Annotated in this window: 13 protein-coding genes; 6 read left to right on the top strand and 7 right to left on the bottom strand. The window is 59.9% G+C overall.

Annotation, left to right across the window (positions count from 1 at the left end; translation table 11 throughout):
* Positions 1 to 10: 10 nt before the first annotated feature.
* The 4 genes from ONZ54_RS06965 to ONZ54_RS06950 form a co-directional block, all read right to left on the bottom strand.
* Positions 11 to 2,446, bottom strand: coding sequence for a YgiQ family radical SAM protein (locus ONZ54_RS06965; RefSeq protein ID WP_271787780.1), 2,436 nt, complete (start codon positions 2,444 to 2,446; stop codon positions 11 to 13).
* 138 nt (positions 2,447 to 2,584) lie between these two features.
* The gene (locus ONZ54_RS06960; RefSeq protein ID WP_155603120.1) at positions 2,585 to 2,956 is read right to left on the bottom strand and encodes a hypothetical protein; all 372 of its coding nucleotides are present in this window, start codon (positions 2,954 to 2,956) and stop codon (positions 2,585 to 2,587) included.
* Positions 2,957 to 3,050: 94 nt separating this feature from the next.
* Positions 3,051 to 6,170: an efflux RND transporter permease subunit gene (locus tag ONZ54_RS06955; protein ID WP_271787779.1), complete on the bottom strand. Its 3,120-nt coding sequence runs from the start codon at positions 6,168 to 6,170 to the stop codon at positions 3,051 to 3,053.
* Positions 6,170 to 7,219 (bottom strand): efflux RND transporter periplasmic adaptor subunit, encoded by a 1,050-nt coding sequence (locus ONZ54_RS06950; RefSeq protein WP_271787778.1) that lies wholly within the window; start codon positions 7,217 to 7,219, stop codon positions 6,170 to 6,172. Before ONZ54_RS06950 ends, ONZ54_RS06955 begins: the two co-directional genes overlap by 1 nt.
* Positions 7,220 to 7,428: 209 nt before the next feature.
* On the opposite strand from ONZ54_RS06950, the gene ONZ54_RS06945 reads away from it, so the two are divergent.
* Both ONZ54_RS06945 and rssA read left to right on the top strand, forming a co-directional pair.
* On the top strand, positions 7,429 to 8,982 hold the full coding sequence (locus ONZ54_RS06945) for a sensor domain-containing diguanylate cyclase (protein ID WP_271787777.1): 1,554 nt from the start codon (positions 7,429 to 7,431) through the stop codon (positions 8,980 to 8,982).
* A 33-nt stretch (positions 8,983 to 9,015) separates the two neighbouring features.
* On the top strand, positions 9,016 to 9,882 hold the full coding sequence (rssA, locus tag ONZ54_RS06940) for a patatin-like phospholipase RssA (RefSeq protein ID WP_011898481.1): 867 nt from the start codon (positions 9,016 to 9,018) through the stop codon (positions 9,880 to 9,882).
* A gap of 77 nt (positions 9,883 to 9,959) precedes the next feature.
* Here the strand turns inward: rssA and ONZ54_RS06935 are convergent, their stop codons facing one another.
* Positions 9,960 to 11,321 (bottom strand): sodium-dependent transporter, encoded by a 1,362-nt coding sequence (locus tag ONZ54_RS06935; protein WP_113721362.1) that lies wholly within the window; start codon positions 11,319 to 11,321, stop codon positions 9,960 to 9,962.
* A gap of 204 nt (positions 11,322 to 11,525) precedes the next feature.
* The gene (locus ONZ54_RS06930; protein ID WP_005298604.1) at positions 11,526 to 11,792 is read right to left on the bottom strand and encodes a helix-turn-helix domain-containing protein; all 267 of its coding nucleotides are present in this window, start codon (positions 11,790 to 11,792) and stop codon (positions 11,526 to 11,528) included.
* A gap of 259 nt (positions 11,793 to 12,051) precedes the next feature.
* Between ONZ54_RS06930 and ONZ54_RS06925 the strand changes: the two genes are divergently transcribed.
* From ONZ54_RS06925 to ONZ54_RS06910, 4 genes are all read left to right on the top strand, one after another.
* Entirely contained in the window at positions 12,052 to 12,648 is a 597-nt protein-coding gene (locus ONZ54_RS06925; RefSeq protein ID WP_271787776.1) for a hypothetical protein, read from the top strand.
* 308 nt (positions 12,649 to 12,956) lie between these two features.
* Positions 12,957 to 13,976 (top strand): porin OmpAI, encoded by a 1,020-nt coding sequence (gene ompAI / locus ONZ54_RS06920; RefSeq protein WP_005316809.1) that lies wholly within the window; start codon positions 12,957 to 12,959, stop codon positions 13,974 to 13,976.
* 430 nt (positions 13,977 to 14,406) lie between these two features.
* Positions 14,407 to 15,408 carry a porin OmpAII gene (gene ompAII / locus ONZ54_RS06915; RefSeq protein WP_005316811.1) on the top strand — a complete coding sequence of 334 codons (1,002 nt, stop codon included), beginning with the start codon at positions 14,407 to 14,409 and terminating at the stop codon, positions 15,406 to 15,408.
* Between the two features lie 209 nt (positions 15,409 to 15,617).
* Positions 15,618 to 16,676: an OmpA family protein gene (locus ONZ54_RS06910; RefSeq protein WP_271787775.1), complete on the top strand. Its 1,059-nt coding sequence runs from the start codon at positions 15,618 to 15,620 to the stop codon at positions 16,674 to 16,676.
* 84 nt (positions 16,677 to 16,760) lie between these two features.
* On the opposite strand, the gene ONZ54_RS06905 is transcribed toward ONZ54_RS06910, so the two are convergent.
* Positions 16,761 to 18,455, bottom strand: a complete 1,695-nt coding sequence (locus tag ONZ54_RS06905) for an NAD-dependent malic enzyme (protein WP_058393415.1) — start codon at positions 18,453 to 18,455, stop codon at positions 16,761 to 16,763.
* Positions 18,456 to 18,462 lie beyond the last annotated feature (7 nt).

Here is an 18,462-nt window from a genome sequence, read left to right as displayed (position 1 = left end):
ATCAGCAAACTCACCGCACCGGTCGCTTGGCGCCATTGCCTTTGGCCACGGGCTTGCCACCCTGAGTGGCGGGTTTAGCACCCGGCTTGGCTGCTGAGCCTGCGCGGGTCGGGGTTTTACCCTTGTGGGCGGGTTTCCCGGCCGGTTTGCCTTGACCTGCACCCTGAGCAGCGGGCTTGCCGTTAGCGCCCGCGCCTTTAGGGAGCTGGGAGCCTACTGGCTTGCCATTGCCCGCCTTGCCGCCCTTGCTGGCGGCAGGGGTGTCGTTGCGAGTGTTGCCTTGCGAGGCGACAGCCACTGCGCCTTTGCCGCCAGCCGCCTTGTTGCCTGCCCCATTGCTGCGCTGATGGGTGATGGCGCTATGGCGGGTCAGGGCCGGTTTCAGGCCCTTGTTACGGCTACGTTCGGCCACCGCCTCGCCGCGACCTTCCGGCGGCACCAGGCAGTTGGGGCCGTTGCCAATCAGGTGACCCTTGCCCATTTCCAGCAGGGCCTCGCGGATCATGGGCCAGCCGGCCGGATCGTGATAGCGCAGCAGCGCCTTGTGCAGACGGCGGCGACGTTCCCCTTTCACCACGAACACGTCCCCGCCCTGGCGGCTCACCTTGTTGAGCGGGTTTTTCTCGGTGTAATACATGGTGGTGGCGTTGGCGAGCGGCGACGGGTAGAAGTTCTGCACCTGATCGAGCTTGAAGTTGTTGGTCTTGACCCAGAGCGCCATGTTCACCATGTCTTCATCCGTGGTGCCCGGGTGGGCCGAGATGAAGTAGGGGATCAGGTACTGCTGCTTGCCCGCCTCTTTGGAATACTTGTCGAACAGCTCCTTGAAGCTGTAGTAGCTGCCCATGCCCGGTTTCATCATCTTGGAAAGGGGGCCCTCCTCGGTATGCTCAGGGGCAATCTTGAGGTAGCCGCCTACGTGGTACTTGGCCAGCTCCTTGATGTAGCGCGGATCTTCCACCGCTATGTCGTAGCGCACCCCGGAGGCGATCAGTATCTTCTTGATGCCCTTCACATCCCGCGCCTTGCGATAGAGGTTGATGGTCGGGGTATGGTCGGTATCCATGTGCGGGCATATGGTCGGCCAGACGCAGGAGGCGCGGCGGCAGGTCTGCTCGGCCCTGGGGCTCTTGCAGCGCAGCTTGTACATGTTGGCGGTGGGGCCGCCGAGATCCGAGATGACGCCGGTAAAGCCCGGCACCTTGTCGCGGATCTCTTCGATTTCTTTGATGATCGACTCTTCCGAGCGGCTCTGGATGATGCGCCCCTCGTGCTCCGTGATGGAGCAGAAGGAGCAGCCGCCGAAGCAGCCACGCATGATGTTGACCGAGGTCTTGATCATCTCGTAGGCCGGGATCTTCTCCTTGCCATAAGCCGGGTGCGGCACCCGCTGGTACGGCAGGCCGAACACGCCGTCCATCTCGTCGGTTTCCAGCGGGAAGGCGGGCGGGTTGACCCAGACGATGCGATCGCCGTGGGCCTGGGAGAGCGCACGGGCACAGCCCGGGTTGGTCTCGTGGTGCAGGATGCGCGACGCATGGGCGTAGAGCACCTTGTCCTCCTTCACCCGCTCGAACGCCGGCAGCTTCACATAGGTTTTCTCCCATGGCTTCTGCTTGGGCGGCTGCACCAGCACCGGCTTGGCTTCTTGCTCCACCGGCGCCGTACCTTCGTCATCCGAGCAAGGCGCCCCTTCCATATAGGGGTTCATGATGGGGTCGATGCGGCCAATCTGGTCCAGCTTGCTCGAATCCACCCCGCGCCACTCGGGCAGCGGCTCCTTGCGGATCACGGCGGTGCCGCGAATGTCCTGCATGGTTTCCATGGTCTCGCCATTGGCGATGCGGTGCGCCACCTCGATCAGCGGCCGCTCGGCGTTGCCATAAATGAGGATGTCGGCCTTGGCATCGAGCAGGATGGAGCGACGTATGGTCTCGGACCAGTAGTCGTAGTGGGCGATGCGGCGCAGCGACGCTTCTATGCCGCCTATGACGACCGGCACCTCCTTGAAGGCTTCTTTACAGCGCTGGGTATAGACCAGGGTGGCGCGGTCGGGCCGCTTGCCGCCTATGTCTCCCGGTGTGTAGGCATCGTCGTGACGCAGCTTCTTGTCGGAGGTATAGCGGTTGATCATGGAGTCCATGTTGCCCGCAGTGACGCCATAAAACAGGTTCGGCTTGCCCAGGCGCATAAAGTCATCTTTCGATGACCAGTCCGGCTGGGCAATGATGCCGACCCGAAAGCCCTGGGATTCCAGCATGCGGCCTATGACCGCCATGCCGAAACTCGGGTGGTCCACATAAGCGTCACCGGTCACCAGGACTATGTCACAGCTGTCCCAGCCGAGTTTGTCCATCTCCGCTCTGGACATGGGCAGGAAGGGCGCTGTGCCGTAGCACTCGGCCCAGTAGCGGGGATAGGAGAAAAGGTGGGTAACCGGCTGCATTTTGAACACCTGGAACAATTCGGGTCGCGTATTATACCGGCAGAGCGAAGCGGGGGCGATGGCTTTTTGCCCCTACAGAGCAAGAGGGAAAGGCGAGCCAGTGACTGGCTCGCCTCAATAATGCGGGGTTGAACGGGATCAGGCCAGGACGCGGGCCAGCACTATGCGGCTGTAATGGCGCTGTAGCAGCTGATAACCACCGAGCAGACACCAGACCAGAGCCGGCGCCAGGAAGATCGGGTGGGTCGCGAGACGCAGCATCAGCAAACCCAGCAGGATCAGCGCGAACGGGCGGATCTCGTAGAGCCAGAGCGGCCAACCCTGCTTGCGGGCAGGGTGTGGCTTGTCGATGCGTCGATGGGCACTGCGCCTGAACCAGGCCAGGGAACCGGCCAGATAGAACGCCAGTCCGGCCAGCAGCAGACCCGGTTGCTCGGCAACCCCCAGCAACAGCAAACCGCTGCCCATATAGGCAAAAGGCAGCGGCTCATAGATAGCAGATGGCAACATAGCTCACCTCAAGGTTAAAACTGGTTACATATTAACCGCCGGCTGCCGTGATGCCATCCGCTTTCTGCGGCTTGCACCTATATGGGTGTAGGTATCAGGCCGCCGGTTTATCCTCGGCTTTCACCGCCAACTCGGCTGCCAGCGCCTCGTCCACCAGCAGATCCCTCGCCCCTGTCATACCCGCCCGTTTGGCCAGCAGATGATAGATGGCAGGCACCATCAGCAGGGTCACCAGGGTCGCGAGAGACAGCCCGAAGAACACCACTGTCCCCACCGCCATCCGGCTCTCGTAACCCGCCCCCATGGAGAGCATCAGCGGCACTGCCCCTATGATGGCGGTCAGCGACGTCATCAGAATGGGCCGCAGGCGGCGCACCGAGCCGGCAATGATGGCCTCATCGAACGCTTCCCCACGCTGGCGAAGCTGGTTGATGAATTCCACGATCAAGATGCCGTTCTTGGTCACCATGCCGATCAGCATGATCATGCCGATCTGGCTGTAGATGCTCAGCTCCTGTCCCGTCAGCCAGAGGCCGAGCAGGCCACCGAAGATGCCAAGAGGAACCGTCACCATGACCACAGCCGGGGTCAACATGCTCTCGAACTGGGCCACCAGCACCAGATAGACCACCAGCAGGGCCAGACCGAACACCATTACCATCTCGCCCTGGTTGTCGCGATAATCCTTGGACTCACCGGCATAATCCACCGTCATGCCGCTCAGCAGATTGGCATTGGCCCAGCCATCGAGGAAGTCCAGCGCCTCCCCCAGGGTGCGATCCGGCGCCAGATCGGCGGTGAGGGTCACCGCTTTTTGCCGCTGGTAATGGTTGAGCCGTTGCGGGCTCGCCACCTGTTTGACGGTGGCCAGGGTGGAGAGACTCACCATCTCGCCACTGGCCGCCTTGAGATAGATGCGGCTGAGATCGGACACACCGTTGAAGTCGTGCTGATTGGCGCGCAGATAGACGTCGTACTCCTCGCCCCTGTCCACATAGGTGGTCTGGCTCACGCCGCCGAGCAGAGCCTGCAGCGAGCTGGCCACGGTCGACACCGGAATGCCGAGCTGGCTGGCCCTGTCACGTTCTATGGTCACTTGCAGCTCGGGGGTCTTCTCGGCGTAGTCGAGATCCGGCATCGACATCAGGCCGCTCTGGGCCGCCGCCTCTTTCAACGCCAGCCCCTGCTGGTAGAGCTCGGCATAATCGGAGCCCTGCAGCACGAACTGGACGGCCGCGGTGGAGCCGCCCCGAAAGCCCGGCTGGAAGGTGCGGATCATCACATCCGGGATCCCCGCCAGTCGTCCACTCAGGGACTGGGCAAACTGGGTGGCGGTTTCATCCCGCTCGGTCCAGTCGGTGAGCTGAATGATCGCCATCCCGGTCTGATCGCCGCCACGGCCAAAGGCCGGGGTACTGAAGCTCATGGCCTGCACCACTCCCTTGCCCAGCAGCGGCATGATGGCTGCCTCCACCTGCTGCATATTGCGCTTCATCCGCTCTATGCTGGTGCCCTCGGCCCCCTTCACGAACACATAGAGCACGCCCCTGTCTTCGGTAGGGGTCAGGCTGGTGGGCAGCTGACCAAACAGGGCGCCGATGCCGCCAAGGCAGAGCAAGAGCACCAGCGGCGTCCAGGCTGAACGACGCAGCACCCAGCCCAGCAGGCGTCGGTAGTGTTTCTCCACCCAGCCGAGGCCGCGATCGAGCGCCGCCGTCAGCACATTGGGTTTGTCGACGGAGCGCATCAGCCAGGAGCCCATGGCCGGCGTCAGGGTCAGTGCCACCAGGGAGGAGAAGAGCACCGCCAGGGAGAGCAGGATGGCGAACTCGGTGAAAAGCCGCCCCACCATGCCATCCATGAAGGCGATGGGCACAAACACCATCACCAGCACGGCCGTGGTCGCCACCACGGCAAAACCCACCTCGCGGGTGCCGTGCCAGGCCGCCATCAGCGGTGGCTCACCCCGTTGCAGGTGGTGGTGAATGTTCTCCACCACCACAATGGCGTCATCCACCACCAGACCGATGGCGAGGATCAGTGCCAGCAGGGTAATGAGGTTGATGGAAAAGCCGAGATACCAGGCGCCGATAAAGGCGGAGATCAGCGACACAGGGACAGTAATCGCAGGGATCAGTGTGGTACGCCCCTGCCCCAGGAACAGATAGAGCACGGCCACCACCAGCACGGCGCTGATGGCCAGCGTCTCGTACACCTCGTCGATGGCCTGCTTGATGAAAATGGTGGAGTCATAGTCGACCTCGAGCTTGGCCCCTTCCGGCAGGAAGCGCTGCATCTCGGTTATCTTCTGCTCGATGCCCTGGGCCACCGCCAGCGGGTTGGCGGTGGACTGGGCGACGATGCCGATCCCCAGGCTCTCGCGACCGTTGCGCTGGTAGGCGCTGTCTTCATTCTTGGCGCCTACCTCCACATCGGCGATGTCCGCCAGATAGATGCTCTGGCCGTTGTCGGCACTGCGCACCTGCAAGGCCTGGAAATCGGCGGCAGTGTGGTAGAGGCGGGCAATCTGCACCGCCATCGTCATGCTGTTGTTGCGGATCTCCCCCCCTGGCAGCTCGATATTCTCCCGCTTGAGGGCGTCCTGCACGTCCGCCACCGTGATGCCACGGGCCGCCATGTCCGCCGGGCGCAGCCGCACGTACATCACCTGGGTCAGATCGCCGGAGAGGGCCACCTCGCTCACCCCGTCCACCAGACTCAAGGGGTCGACCAGCACGCGGTTGGCGTAGTCGGTCATGGCGGTACGGTCCATCTGGGTGCTGCTGAAGTTCAGCCAGACAGCAACATCGCCGTTGCCGTTGTCCTTGGTGACCATGGGTTCATCCACGTCGTCCGGCAGCCTGGGCCGGGCACGGGAGAGGGCATCACGCACATCCGAGGTGCCCTCCACCATGTTCCAGCCGAGCTTGAACTCCACCGTGATGACGGAGCGCCCCTTGCGGGTCACCGAGTTGATGTTCTTGATGCCGCTGATGCCGGAGAGCTGATCCTCGATGGGCTTGGTGACCTGGCTCTCCATGACGGCGGGAGCCGCCCCCTCGTACATGGTGGTGATGGAGACGGATGGCGTCTGCACATCCGGCATCTCGCGCACCGTCAATTTGCTGAAAGCCACCAGACCGAACACGGTCAAGAGAGCACTCAATACCACAGCCACCAAGGGGCGACGAACAGATATATCGGAGAGCCACATCAGCCTTTGACCTCCGCCAGATCGTGCACACTGATGCCATCACGCAGATTGACCAGCCCCTCTACCACTATGCGATCGCCAACCTTCAAGCCCTCGGTGACCCACACCTCTTCACCATGTGTATCCCCCAGCACCACGGCCACCCGCTTGACCCGACCATCGGGCTCGAGGCGATAGACGAAACGCTGTTCACCGGCGTACTCCACCGACTGGGCGGGGATCAGGGTCATCTTCTGGGGCGGCAGGGAGAGCTCCACATTGAGCAACATGCCAGGCCGCAGCTGCCCGTCAGGATTGGGAATGATGACGCGCGCCTTGATGTTCTGGGTATCGTTTGACACTCTACTATCGAGGGTCTCCAGCACGCCATGAAACGATTGATCCGGCCAGGCCGAGCTGGTGGCGGTCACCGCCATGCCGGGGCGCAGCAGGGAGAGGTAGCGCTCGGGCACCGCCAGATCGAGCCGCAGCCTGGCAAGCTCATCCAGATGGAGCAAGGTGTCACCACTGTTGACCAGGGCCCCTTCACTCAAGTCGATGAGGCTGACGGAGCCGTCAAACGGCGCTTGCAGGGTGCGCAAGGAGAGCTCGTAACGTGCGGCATCCACCCTTGCCTGGACTTGCGCCACAGTGGCCTCCTGCCCTTCCAGCTCTGACTGGGTCACAGCGCCGCGCGCCACCAGCCGGCGCATGTCCCGCAGCTTGCGAGCCTCATCACGCGCACTGGCACTCTGCTCGGCGAGCTCCGCCTGCTGCTTGCCCGCATCCAGCGCAATCAGGGTATCGCCCTGCTTGACCTGCTGACCGGAACGCACCGCTATCTTGACGATCCGCCCGGTCACCTCGGGGCTTATCACCACGGAGCGATTGGCGGCCAGCTTGCTCACCAGCTTGATGGAGGGTTCAGCCAGACTCTGCTTGACCGTTTGCGCCCTGATATTGACCTGCTTGGGCTGGGGTTTGCTGACAACTTCACCGTTACGGTAGTACCAGACACCCAGCATCAGCAGGGAGAGACAGGCGATCGACAGCCACATACGCATTTTCATCAAGCAATCCATGAAATTAGGGAAAAAGGAGGCACTTCATCAATGATGGGCATCATGTTACCCCCTGACTATGCCGTGACTATGTATAAATGTGACAAAACGTAACAGAAGCGGTGGAAGATCACCGAAATCGTCGCCACAGGAGACGTTCTTGATGGTTCTGCCCTAAACTGATGAACCGAACCAGTCCAGATCAGGCCCGGCCGCCTATGCCAGCACCACGCATTCATATCGTCACACGCAGCCAGCACTGGCTACTTGGTACCCTCGTCATACTGCTGCTTGCCCTCACCTTCCATCAGACTCTGAAACAGGTCACCGAACTCAACGAGCGCGATACCCTCAACATGGCCGCTCGTTTGCGATCCCAATTCCAGCAGATGGAAACCGTGCTCGAGGCCATGCGTGGTCAGGCCGAGGAGCGGCTGCGCAGCAATCCTCAGTCGGCCCTGACCCGCCAGCTTTATCAAACCCTGCGCACAGATCCCGAGCTGGGATTCTCGCTGGACAAGGTTCCCGCCAACCTGCCCGCCGGGCTCAGCGGCAATCTGACCGGGCTGGGCCGACTGCCTGCCCCGGGCAGCGAGCGAGAAGCCAGACTGCATCTGGCGCTTAGTCTGTCCCCCCTGCTCTCCACCGCCAGCAAACTGCTGGGGGACAAGGTTGCCTGGCTCTACTTCACCGGGGTAGATGACTTTATCTATCTCTACCCCTGGATCCCCTCCAGCGAGTTTCGCTTTCATCGCGCCATCTATCTCAAATCTTACTGGCAGGATGCCCTGAAACAACAAAACCCCAGCCAGCGCGCCATCGTATCGCGCCCCTACGAAGATTTTGCCGGGGAGGGCCAGATGATTTCCTTGTCGCAACCCATAGTGAAGGACCAGGTGCTGGTGGGGGTCATCAGCATAGATGTGCTGCTCGAGCGACTCGATCGGCTGCTGCATGAATCCACACCCGCCATTGGCACGCTGTTTTTGGTCAACCAACACCAGCAGATCCTGGCCAGCAGCGCGCAGGGGGCTGACTTTGTCCCAAAGTTCCAGACTGACAGACATGGTTACCAGTGGCGGCAAGGAGCCCTCCAACTGGTCCAGGCTATTCCTGATACGCAACTTACCCTGATCCATCGCATCCCGCTGACCGCGCTCACCCAGGCCCTGTTCTGGCATTCACTCCCTTCCCTGATCACCATCCTCTTTATGGTGTGGGCGGCGCTCTCCAGTCTCAAAGCCCGTCGTCTGAACCGGCAGCTCGACTACCTATCCAGTCACGATGCCCTGACTGGCGCCTACAATCGCCACTATTTCGATGAATTCGAGCGTCTTCATCTGCGAGCCAAAGCCCGTAAAGTCGGGGTTGTCATGTTTGATTGCGATCACTTCAAACAGGTCAACGACCGCTTTGGTCACGAAGTTGGCGATCAGGTGCTGATCCGGCTGGTCACACTCTGCCAGCCTCTGTTGAGGAAAGAAGATGCCCTGATCCGCTGGGGTGGCGAGGAATTTCTGTTGCTCGCCAGAGGGGGCGAGTCCCTCGAACAACTGGCCGAGCGGCTGCGCCTGCAGATAGCAGAACATCCATGGGAGGAGATAGCGCCAGGCCTTGCGGTCACCATCAGTCTGGGCTATCACCATTGCCGTGCCGGAACTCCACTGCAGGAGGCTATCCACCGGGCGGATCTCGCCCTCTATCAAGCCAAAGCCAATGGACGCAATCGAAGCGAAGGCTGGCAGGATGACGGCGCCAAAAACACGGGGTAAGCTGGGAGCCTCACTCACCTCAGGAGAGACAAAGTGTCACGAAAACCCCGCGTGGGATTGGCTCTGGGCAGTGGTGCTGCCCGAGGATGGGCCCATATCGGCATCATACGGGCGCTGGAGCGCCTGGGCGTCAAACCGGATCTGGTGGCGGGTTGCTCCATCGGCAGCTTTGTCGGTGCCGCCTATGCTGCTGGCGAGCTGGACAAGCTGGAGTCCTGGGTGCGCGGCTTCAGCCGGTTGCAGGTGGTCAGCCTGCTTGACCCCGCCCTCTCCGGCGGGCTGTTTCGCGGGGAAAAGGTGTTTGGCATCGCCGCCAATCACCTGGGCGACCCCGTCATCGAGAGCCTGCCCCTTCCTTTCGCCTGCGTTGCCACCGAGCTCGATACCGGCCGCGAGATCTGGTTGAAAGAGGGGCCGCTGCGCCAGTGTGTACGCGCCTCCTGCGGCATGCCTGGCATACTCACCCCCACCCTGGTCGAGGATCGCTGGCTGGTAGATGGCGCCGTGGTCAACCCCGTGCCCATTTCGCTGGCCCGCGCCATGGGGGCCGAGGTGGTGATCGCCGTCAACCTCAACGCCGACATGCACCAGCCCTGGACAGATGAACCGGACGAGCCCGTCACCGGCAACCGCTTCAGTCAGTGGCTGAACCGGGGCGATGGCCCCAATACCCCGGGAATGTGGAGCGTAATGACAGGTTCCATCAACATAATGCAGGAACGCATCACCCGCGCCCGTATGGCGGGGGATCCGCCCGAAATCCAGCTCTGCCCGCGCCTTGGCAGCTTCTCCATCATGGACTTCCACCGGGCCTCCGATGCCATCAACGAAGGGGAAGCCTGTGTCGAACGCAACATGGAGCAACTCAAGGATGAGCTTTCCCGTCTCGGCTTGATTTGACGCCAGGCGCCAACCTGACAAGCCCATAAAAAAGAGCGCCCACGGCGCTCTTTTGCTTTCTTGCGGCGGGCAAGCCATCAGAACAGCCCCAGCCCCTTTAACATCACGATCAGGATCAGTAGCGGTGACACATAACGGATGATGAAAAATAGCGGCTTGAGGATAGCCAGCTCCAGTTCGCCATCGTTGGTCAATGCCGCCTTCATCCGCTCGAAACCCCATACCCAGCCCACGAACAGGCAGAGGAAGATACCGCCAAGGGGCATCAACACATTGGATGAGACGAAGTCGAACAGATCGAAGAAGGTCTTGCCGGCGATCTGCACCTCTGCCAGTGAGCTGTTGGAGAGTGCGCAGGTTGACCCGACGGCCCCCAGCACCAGCAAGTTGAGCAGGGTCGCCTTGGGCCGGCTCATGTGAAAACGCTCGGACACCACGGAAACAGGGACTTCCAGAATGGAGAGCATGGCGCCTGTGGCCGCAATGGCGGAAAGCACGAAGAACAGCACCATGAACAGATGACCGAAGGGTATGCTGGCGAACACGGCCGGAATCGTGATGAACAGCAGGGAGGGACCCGCCGTTGGCTCGAAGCCGAACGCAAACACAGCCGGGAAGATGGCGATCCCCGCCAGCATGGAAACGAACAGATCGGCGCACATCACCCGGAAGGTAGTCAGCGGTATGTTCTGATCATCCCGAAAATAGCTGCCATAGGTCATCATGCAGCCCATGCCGATGGAAAGCTTGAAAAACGCCAGCCCCATGGCGGTCAGCACCACACCGGCGGTGATCTTGGAAAAGTCCGGCGAGAACAGAAAATGCAGCCCCTGACTCGCCCCTGGCAGGGTCAGACTGCGAATGCCGATCACCAGCAGCAGGATGAAGAGCACGGGCATCAGCTTCTTGGTAACAGCCTCGATCCCTCTGGAGACCCCCATCAGCAGTATGCCCCCCATCAGCGCCAGCACCAGCCACTGCCAGAGCAGACTCTGTAGCGGATTGGTGATAAGCGCATTGAAGGCTGCGCCCGTGACCGCAGGATCGGTCGACAGTATCTCGCCGCTGGCCGCCTTGAAGATATAGGCAAACACCCAGGCCGCGACCTCGGAATAGAAAGACATGATGAGGAAGGCCGCAACCACCCCCATCAGGGCAATCAGCCACCAGGGCTGGCCCCTGGGTGCCAGCTTGCTCAAGGTCGTCACCGCATCGGCTTTGCCCTTGCGGCCCAGCATGATCTCGGAAATCATCACCGGCAGACCCACCAGCAGGGTGGCAATGACATACACCAGCAGGAAGCTGGCGCCGCCGTTTTCACCGGTCAGGTAGGGAAATTTCCAGATATTGCCTAGCCCGACGGCAGAGCCCAAAGTAGCGGCAAGGACACCGAATTTGCTGGTAAAGCCATCTCTGGCCTTGGGAAGGATTTGACTCATGCTTGTCTCACTGTGCGCATCATGCAAGGGATACCCCTAATTCTAGGGTCAGAATTTTCTGAGGATTAATCCGGCTTGCCAAGATATTTTCGTTAAAATCCCGGACGAGAGCACAATTAGCCAAATTTAATTAATTGAAGTCATTATTTGATGGATAAAAAAATGCCGCCTCAATGGCGGCATTTTTGTCAAAGCCCAATTAAATCAAGCCTTGGCAATATCGTCCGGACCGATCTGGCCGATTTCGGCGACTTTTTTGTCAGCCAGCAGCCAGAGGGTGAACTTGTGCAGTTCCGGGTGATGAGCCAGTGCCACCAGGAAGGCGCCACCTACTTCACGATAACCCAGTTCATAGTTCTTCAGGGTGGTGGGGGGAACGCCCAGCAGATCGGCAAATTTAGGACGGCTCAAACCGACCGCTTCACGGATCTGACGGATCTTCTTGCCAACAGTTACGATATTTGAATTCATATTGTTCCATACTCCGTACGGCGGATTGACTCCACCTTTATTTTTCGCGACGACTCGTAGTCAAGTGTATCAGTTTTGAACGGACTCGTTATGGTCGAGCCTCTATCTTTAATCAGCGTCTTTCGACGACAACCCTTGTAAACCTCGGGGATGGTAATCGCTCAACCGCCTCAGGTAAACAGTCTCGAAAAGAAACCTTTATTGTTGCCGCCAGAATAACTCGTATAATCCGCCAGCTATCCCTAAAGAGTAAGAACTCATGGCGCTTCCCGGCATAATCTCCTGTTTACACCCAGTTTCAGATCCCGAAGCTCTCACCCGCCAGCTGATGCAAGGCCAGCAGACACGCGCCGAAGCGTTCTGGTTACCCGCCAGCATGTATGAACAGGCAGCAGCGGTTTTGACTGTGCTCGATGACAAATGCAGTCTGTTTCTTGAGCAGCCCGTTGCGGACCTCCCCCTGCGCAGTCACGATGGCATGGTGCAAGAAGCGCACACTCTGCTGCTTGGCAACGGCAACTGCATCGCCCTTGCCAAGGTGCCGGGAGATGGAGGCCTGGTCCCCGCCTCCGGGCTCGCCGAAATGGGGCAATGGCTGGAGTCGGGTCACCTGCACTTTCGCTGTTCAGCCGCGGTGCAGCCCGTAGCACGGGCCATCCTCAACATCTGGCCACTCGACCCCTATCTGGCTCGTCATTTCCTGCTCAGTTTTACCCCTTTACTGTGCAAAGCAACCGAAGCCGACTATCTGGCGGTGTTCCAGGCACGCGAATGTCCCGCCATGGCGCAATCTGACTGGGTTCAGGCCTATATGAAACTCGAAAAGAAACTGCACAGAGCCTATTTGGATCACTAATTAATTTGGATAAACAGCCAGTTATCCACACGACACAATTTGCCATATGGACTATGTGTGAGCTTGATCATGTTTTGAAATCGGCATAGAGTGCGCCACGTCATCGGAATGACATTGGCTGTTCGTGAAGGGTTGATTGCATCGCATGCGATGCCAACCGCTCGCTTGTGCACCAGGAATGAGTGCCTCTCGGATGGAACCGGGATCCCTGCCAGCTTCAACACTGTTGTTCGGCAGAGCCTGCAGCTTACATAAATTAAAAAGTGCGAAGCACGTAACCAACGTGCCATCTCAACGAGGATTTTTTTATGATGAAAATGGCTCCTTCCCTGATCGCCATCGCTATGGCCGCCATGGGTGCAACTGCAGCTCACGCCGCTGACGATATCTACTTCGGTGCCGGTGCCGGTGCTGCTCACTTCAACGGTCTGAACAAGATCGAAGGCGTGAAGAATGGTGAAGAAAACGCTGCGGCGGCCAACGCCTTCGTAGGTTACAACTTCAACGAGAACTTCGGTTCCGAACTGGGCTACCTGTACACTGGCCGTGGTAACACCGATGGCAACCGTTACGAGAACCAGGGCGCTACCTTGTCCGGTATCGCTCGTCTGCCGCTGGGCGGCGACTTCTCTGCCTTCGCTGAAGGCGGCGCCTACTGGGCTCACACCGATGGCATGGGCACCAGCGATACCAAAGTATCCCCGCTGGCCGGCCTGGGCGTGACCTACCAGGTAAACGACGCGCTGGATCTGCAAGCTCGCTACCGCTACATGTGGGACGTGGCTGATCTGCACGCCGACAACGTGCGCTACAAGTCCAACCAGAGCGTTGCGACCCTGGAAGCCGTATACCACCCGTTCCGCTCTTCCTACGTAGCCCCGGCTCCTGCCCCGGTTGTTGTTGAAGAAGCGCCGGCTCCGGCTCCGATTGTTGAGAAGAACTTTGCCCTGAACTCCGACGTGCTGTTTGCCTTTGGCAAAGACAGCCTGAAGGCCGAAGGCGTCGAAGCGCTCAACTCCCTGTACCAGCAGATCGTTGACTTCCAGCCGAAAGACGGCAGCGCCGTTGTTGTTGGTTACACCGACCGCATCGGTTCCGACGCTTACAACCAGAAGCTGTCTGAAGCCCGTGCCCGTACCGTTGCCAACTTCCTGGTCAGCAAAGGTATGGCTGCCAGCAAAGTTGCTGTTGAAGGCCGTGGCGAAGCCAACCCGGTTACCGGCAACAAGTGTGATGGCGTGAAAGCCAAAGCTCAGCTGATCTCCTGCCTGGCCCCGGACCGTCGCGTTGAAATCCGCGTATCCGGTGTACAAGTAGTTCAGCAATAATCTGACGCCGTTCAGATAATGCGAAAAGGGGATGCTACGGCATCCCCTTTGTCTATCCACTTTCTGCATCTTGATTAAAAACACAACAAGTCGCGTCACTTTCTGTCAAACCGTTTCCCCCGCCACACTCGCTGCCTATTCATGCAACCCTGCGCCAACGCTGGATATCTGTACAGAAACTTGATCAATACGAGTCAAAGGAATACAGTAACCCCGCTTGTAAGGCATTGGATGAACTATTAAAAGTGCTTCTTGCCCGGTTAGTTGTCCATGAAGCCAAGGCTTCATGAGTATCCAGGAACCATCCATTTTTTACTTCGTACCACCCGTGGTCAGCCACGGAGGTCGCCGCTGAAATGTCACTTGCGACCGGTATAACTGAAGAGTGCGCAGTACGCCCTAGCACGGCAAACTCAACGAGGATAAAACGATGAAAATGAAAATGGCACCCGCCCTGATTGCTCTGGCCATCGCGGCCATGGGAACTTCTACCGCTCAGGCAGCCGACGATTGGTACACAGGTATCGGTGCAGGTTGGGCTTATGGCCACGACCTGAACGACTTTGGCAAAGACGCCGACAAGGATGCCACAGCGCTCTCCCTGTTTGGTGGTTACAACTTCAATGATTACTACGCTGCTGAACTGGGTTATCTCTATGCCGGTAAAGCGGGCGTCGACGGTGTCGACTTCAAGACCCAGGGCGCCACCCTGTCCGGCCTTGCCCGTCTGCCCCTGAACGACATTTTCTCCGTGTTTGCAGAAGGCGGTGCCTACTTCAACCACGTCAATGGCAACGGCAACAGCGACAACGGCACAGCGCCGCTGGCGGGTGTTGGCCTGACCGCCAAGCTCTCCGACCTCATCGACGTACAAGCCCGCTACCGCTACATGTGGAACCTGGGTGATGAGCAGAAGACCTGGGAAACCAACATGAGTGTGGCCACTCTGGAACTGGTGATGCACCCGAATCGCACCTCCTATGTGGCGCCTGTCGCTGCGCCAGCGCCCGAGCCGGTACCTGAGCCTGTCGTGGTCGACAAGAGCTTCGCCCTGAGCTCGGACGTGCTGTTTGCCTTTGGCAAATCCACTCTGAAGCCGGAAGGGGTTGCTGCGCTGAACACCCTGTATCAGCAAATCGTCGACGTGCAGCCCAAAGATGGCAGCGCCGTGGTCGTCGGTTACACCGACCGCATCGGCTCTGACGCCTACAACCTGAAGCTGTCAGAAGCTCGTGCCCGCACAGTGGCAGACTTCCTGGTCGGCAAGGGTCTGCCAGCTGGCAAGGTTGCCATTGAAGGGCGTGGCGAAGCCAGCCCGGTGACCGGCACCCAGTGTGACGGCATCAAGGCCAAGGCTCAGCTGATCGCCTGCCTGGCCCCGGATCGTCGTGTTGAAGTACGCGTCACCGGCATTCAGGAAGTGACTCAGTAACAAGCCCTGGAGGCACATGAAGGAGGCCGTCCGGCCTCCTTTTTTATTGTGTTTTTACTGCATTCAGCCGCATCCCCGCGCCATTTCGTGATCCTCTCCCCATCCTTGTCGCCCAACATGGTCAAACACCCTTTATCGCCTATAAATAGTGGTGGTTGTACATAACAGGGCAGGAGCCCTACGACACCATGCATCGACGAGGATACGCGATGAACATAAAACTGAAACCTGTTTGGATTGCTTTGGCACTGGCGAGCACGGGGGCGCTGGCAGCACCGGTCAACGACTGGTACGTCGGGGCTGGTGGAGGCTGGGCCATCGCCCACGATCTGGGTGATTTTGGCAAGGATGCGAGCAAGGACGCCACAGCGCTCACCTTGTTTGGCGGCTACAACTTCACCGAAAATCTGGGGGCGGAGCTCGGCTATCTGTCGACCGGTGACTGGGATGTACAAGGCACCGACTTCAGCAGTCAGGGAGCCACCCTGTCTGTGATAGGCAGGCTGCCACTGGGTGACATCTTCTCGGTGTTTGCCGAGGGCGGCGGTTACCTTTACCACGTCAAATCCATCAACGGTGGGGATGACAACCTGGCTCCGCTGGCGGGCCTTGGGCTGACGGCCAAACTGCACGACTGGGTCGATATCCAGGCACGCTACCGCTATCTGGTCCGGGTCGGTGACGATCCTGACAACGACAAGGTCGGCAGCGGCACCCAGCGCTGGGTGAGCGACATCAGCACCGCCACGCTGGAGCTGGTGATCCATCCCGACCGCAGCAAGACGGTCGCACCAGCCCCCGCCCCCGTTCTGGTCGCCCCCCCGCCTCCCCCCGCACCGGAACCTGTGGATCAGACCTTCAACCTGAGCTCAGATGTACTGTTCGCGTTCGGCAAGGCAGAGCTGAAACCGGAAGGGATGCAGGCACTGGATGCACTCTACCAGCAGATAGTCGATGTTCAGCCCAAGGATGGCAGTGCCCTTGTGATGGGTTACACGGATCGCATCGGCTCGGATATCAACAATCTGGCGCTGTCGGAAGCCCGAGCAAGCACTGTGGCCAACTTCCTGATCGGCAAAGGTTTGCCCGCCGACAAGGTGAGCATCCAGGGCAATGGCGAGAGCAATCCGGTCACCGGCAGCCAGTGTGATGCCATCAAGGCCAGAGCAGCCCTCATCGATTGCCTTGGGCCGGATCGCCGGGTCGAAGTCAGGGTGACAGGGGTGCAAGGCACTCCCGAAGCACCGGTGGCAGAAGCCGAGATGTAACAGGCCAGACTCGTCAGCCGTGCACAAAAAAGGGATGCCGAAGCATCCCTTTTGCATTTTCGCTTGTTGCACGCAGCGAGAGGATCAGAAGGAGGTACGGCGATAGCGCCGGTACTCGGGTCGCCAGAAGTTCGCTTCGATGGCCTGATCGATCACCTCGTCCGGGGTCTGTACCGCCTTGCCCTGCAGCATGGCGGTTTTGGCCACCATCTTGGCGATGTAGCGGGAGACCTGATGGATGTCTGCCAGATCCGGCAGCAGGGAACCTTCAGCCCCCTTCACCAACGGCGAGCACTCCGCCAGGGCGCGGCTGGCCGACATCAACATGGCATCGGTCACGCGGGTGGCACCGGAGGCGATGACGCCAAGGCCTATCCCCGGGAAGATGAAGGAGTTGTTGCACTGGGCGATAACGTAACGCTTGCCCTTGTACTCGACGGGCGCGAACGGGCTGCCGGTGGCGACCAGCGCCTGACCGTCGGTCCAGCGAATGAGATCCGCCGGTGTCGCTTCCACCCGTGAGGTGGGGTTGGAGAGCGGGAATATGATGGGACGGGTGCAGTGCTTGTGCATCGTCTTGACCACCTCTTCGGTGAACAGACCCGGCTGGCCGGAAACCCCGATCAGGATATCCGGGCGACCATGCTCCATCACCTCCAGCAGGGAGATGTTGTCCCCCACCGGCCAGTCAGCGATGCGATCCACCGGCTGGGAGAGGCGGCGCTGGAAATCGAGCTGGTTGGGGATCTTGTCGGTGATGAGACCAAAACGATCCACCATGAAGACCCGGCCACGGGCCTGGGCGTCGGTCAGCCCTTCGGCCTTCATCTGCGCCACTATCTGCTCGGCGATGCCGCAACCTGCGCTGCCCGCACCGAGGAAGGCGACCCGCTTCTCGGAGAGCTTGGCGCCGGAGGCCTTGCAGGCTGCGATCAGGCTGCCTAGCGTCACGGCGGCCGTGCCCTGAATATCGTCGTTGAAGCAGCAGAGCTCATTCTTGTAGCGGTTGAGCAGCGGCATGGCATTGTTCTGGGCGAAATCTTCGAACTGCAGCAGGATATCGGGCCAGCGACGCTTGACCGCCTGGATGAAGGCATCGACGAACTCGGCATACTCTTCCCCCGAGATGCGCGGATTGCGCCAGCCCATGTAGAAGGGGTCGCTGAGCAGCTGCTGGTTGTTGGTACCCACGTCCAGCACCACAGGCAGGCAGTAAGCAGGCGAGATGCCGCCACAGGCGGTGTAGAGCGACAGCTTGCCGATGGGAATGCCCATGCCGCCGATCCCCTGATCGCCAAGACCCAGGATCCGCTCGCCATCGGTGACCACTATCACCTTGACGTTCTGCTTGGTGGCGTTTTGCAGCATGTCATCGATCCTGTCCTTGTCCGGATAGGAGATGAAGAGACCGCGGGCGCGGCGATAGATGTTGGAGAACTCCTCGCACGCCTTGCCCACGGTCGGGGTGTAGATGACGGGCAGCATCTCGGTCAGGTGGTTGTGCAACAGACGGTAAAAGAGCGTCTCGTTGGTGTCCTGGATGTTACGCAGATAGATGTGCTTGTCCAAATCATTGCCAAACGCCATGAACTGGCGGTAGGCACGCTCGGCCTGCTCTTCGATGGTCTCGATATTCTGGGGCAGCAGCCCTTCCAGATTGAAGCTGCTGCGCTCTTCGCTGGTGAAGGCGCTGCCCTTGTTGAGCAGCGGTGTCTCCAGCAGGGCGGGACCGGCATAGGGGATGTAGAGGGGACGTTTCTGATTATTATCTTCAAACATGTTTCTG

Origin of the sequence: Aeromonas salmonicida (assembly GCF_028355655.1) — a bacterium.
GTDB classification, from domain to species: Bacteria; Pseudomonadota; Gammaproteobacteria; order Enterobacterales; family Aeromonadaceae; genus Aeromonas; species Aeromonas salmonicida.
Note: the sequence above shows the minus strand (reverse complement) of the source record. Positions and strands in the feature narration are given on the sequence as shown.

Bases quoted from the DNA above. Each gene is read 5' to 3' on its own strand.
- ONZ54_RS06965 (WP_271787780.1), bottom strand. From the start codon at position 2,446: ATGCAGCCGGTTACCCACCTTTTCTCCTATCCCCGCTACTGGGCCGAG.
- ONZ54_RS06960 (WP_155603120.1), bottom strand. From the start codon at position 2,956: ATGTTGCCATCTGCTATCTATGAGCCGCTGCCTTTTGCCTATATGGGC.
- ONZ54_RS06955 (WP_271787779.1), bottom strand. From the start codon at position 6,170: ATGTGGCTCTCCGATATATCTGTTCGTCGCCCCTTGGTGGCTGTGGTA.
- ONZ54_RS06950 (WP_271787778.1), bottom strand. From the start codon at position 7,219: ATGAAAATGCGTATGTGGCTGTCGATCGCCTGTCTCTCCCTGCTGATG.
- ONZ54_RS06945 (WP_271787777.1), top strand. From the start codon at position 7,429: ATGCCAGCACCACGCATTCATATCGTCACACGCAGCCAGCACTGGCTA.
- ONZ54_RS06935 (WP_113721362.1), bottom strand. From the start codon at position 11,321: ATGAGTCAAATCCTTCCCAAGGCCAGAGATGGCTTTACCAGCAAATTC.
- ONZ54_RS06930 (WP_005298604.1), bottom strand. From the start codon at position 11,792: ATGAATTCAAATATCGTAACTGTTGGCAAGAAGATCCGTCAGATCCGT.
- ONZ54_RS06925 (WP_271787776.1), top strand. From the start codon at position 12,052: ATGGCGCTTCCCGGCATAATCTCCTGTTTACACCCAGTTTCAGATCCC.
- ompAI (WP_005316809.1), top strand. From the start codon at position 12,957: ATGATGAAAATGGCTCCTTCCCTGATCGCCATCGCTATGGCCGCCATG.
- ompAII (WP_005316811.1), top strand. From the start codon at position 14,407: ATGAAAATGAAAATGGCACCCGCCCTGATTGCTCTGGCCATCGCGGCC.
- ONZ54_RS06910 (WP_271787775.1), top strand. From the start codon at position 15,618: ATGAACATAAAACTGAAACCTGTTTGGATTGCTTTGGCACTGGCGAGC.
- ONZ54_RS06905 (WP_058393415.1), bottom strand. From the start codon at position 18,455: ATGTTTGAAGATAATAATCAGAAACGTCCCCTCTACATCCCCTATGCC.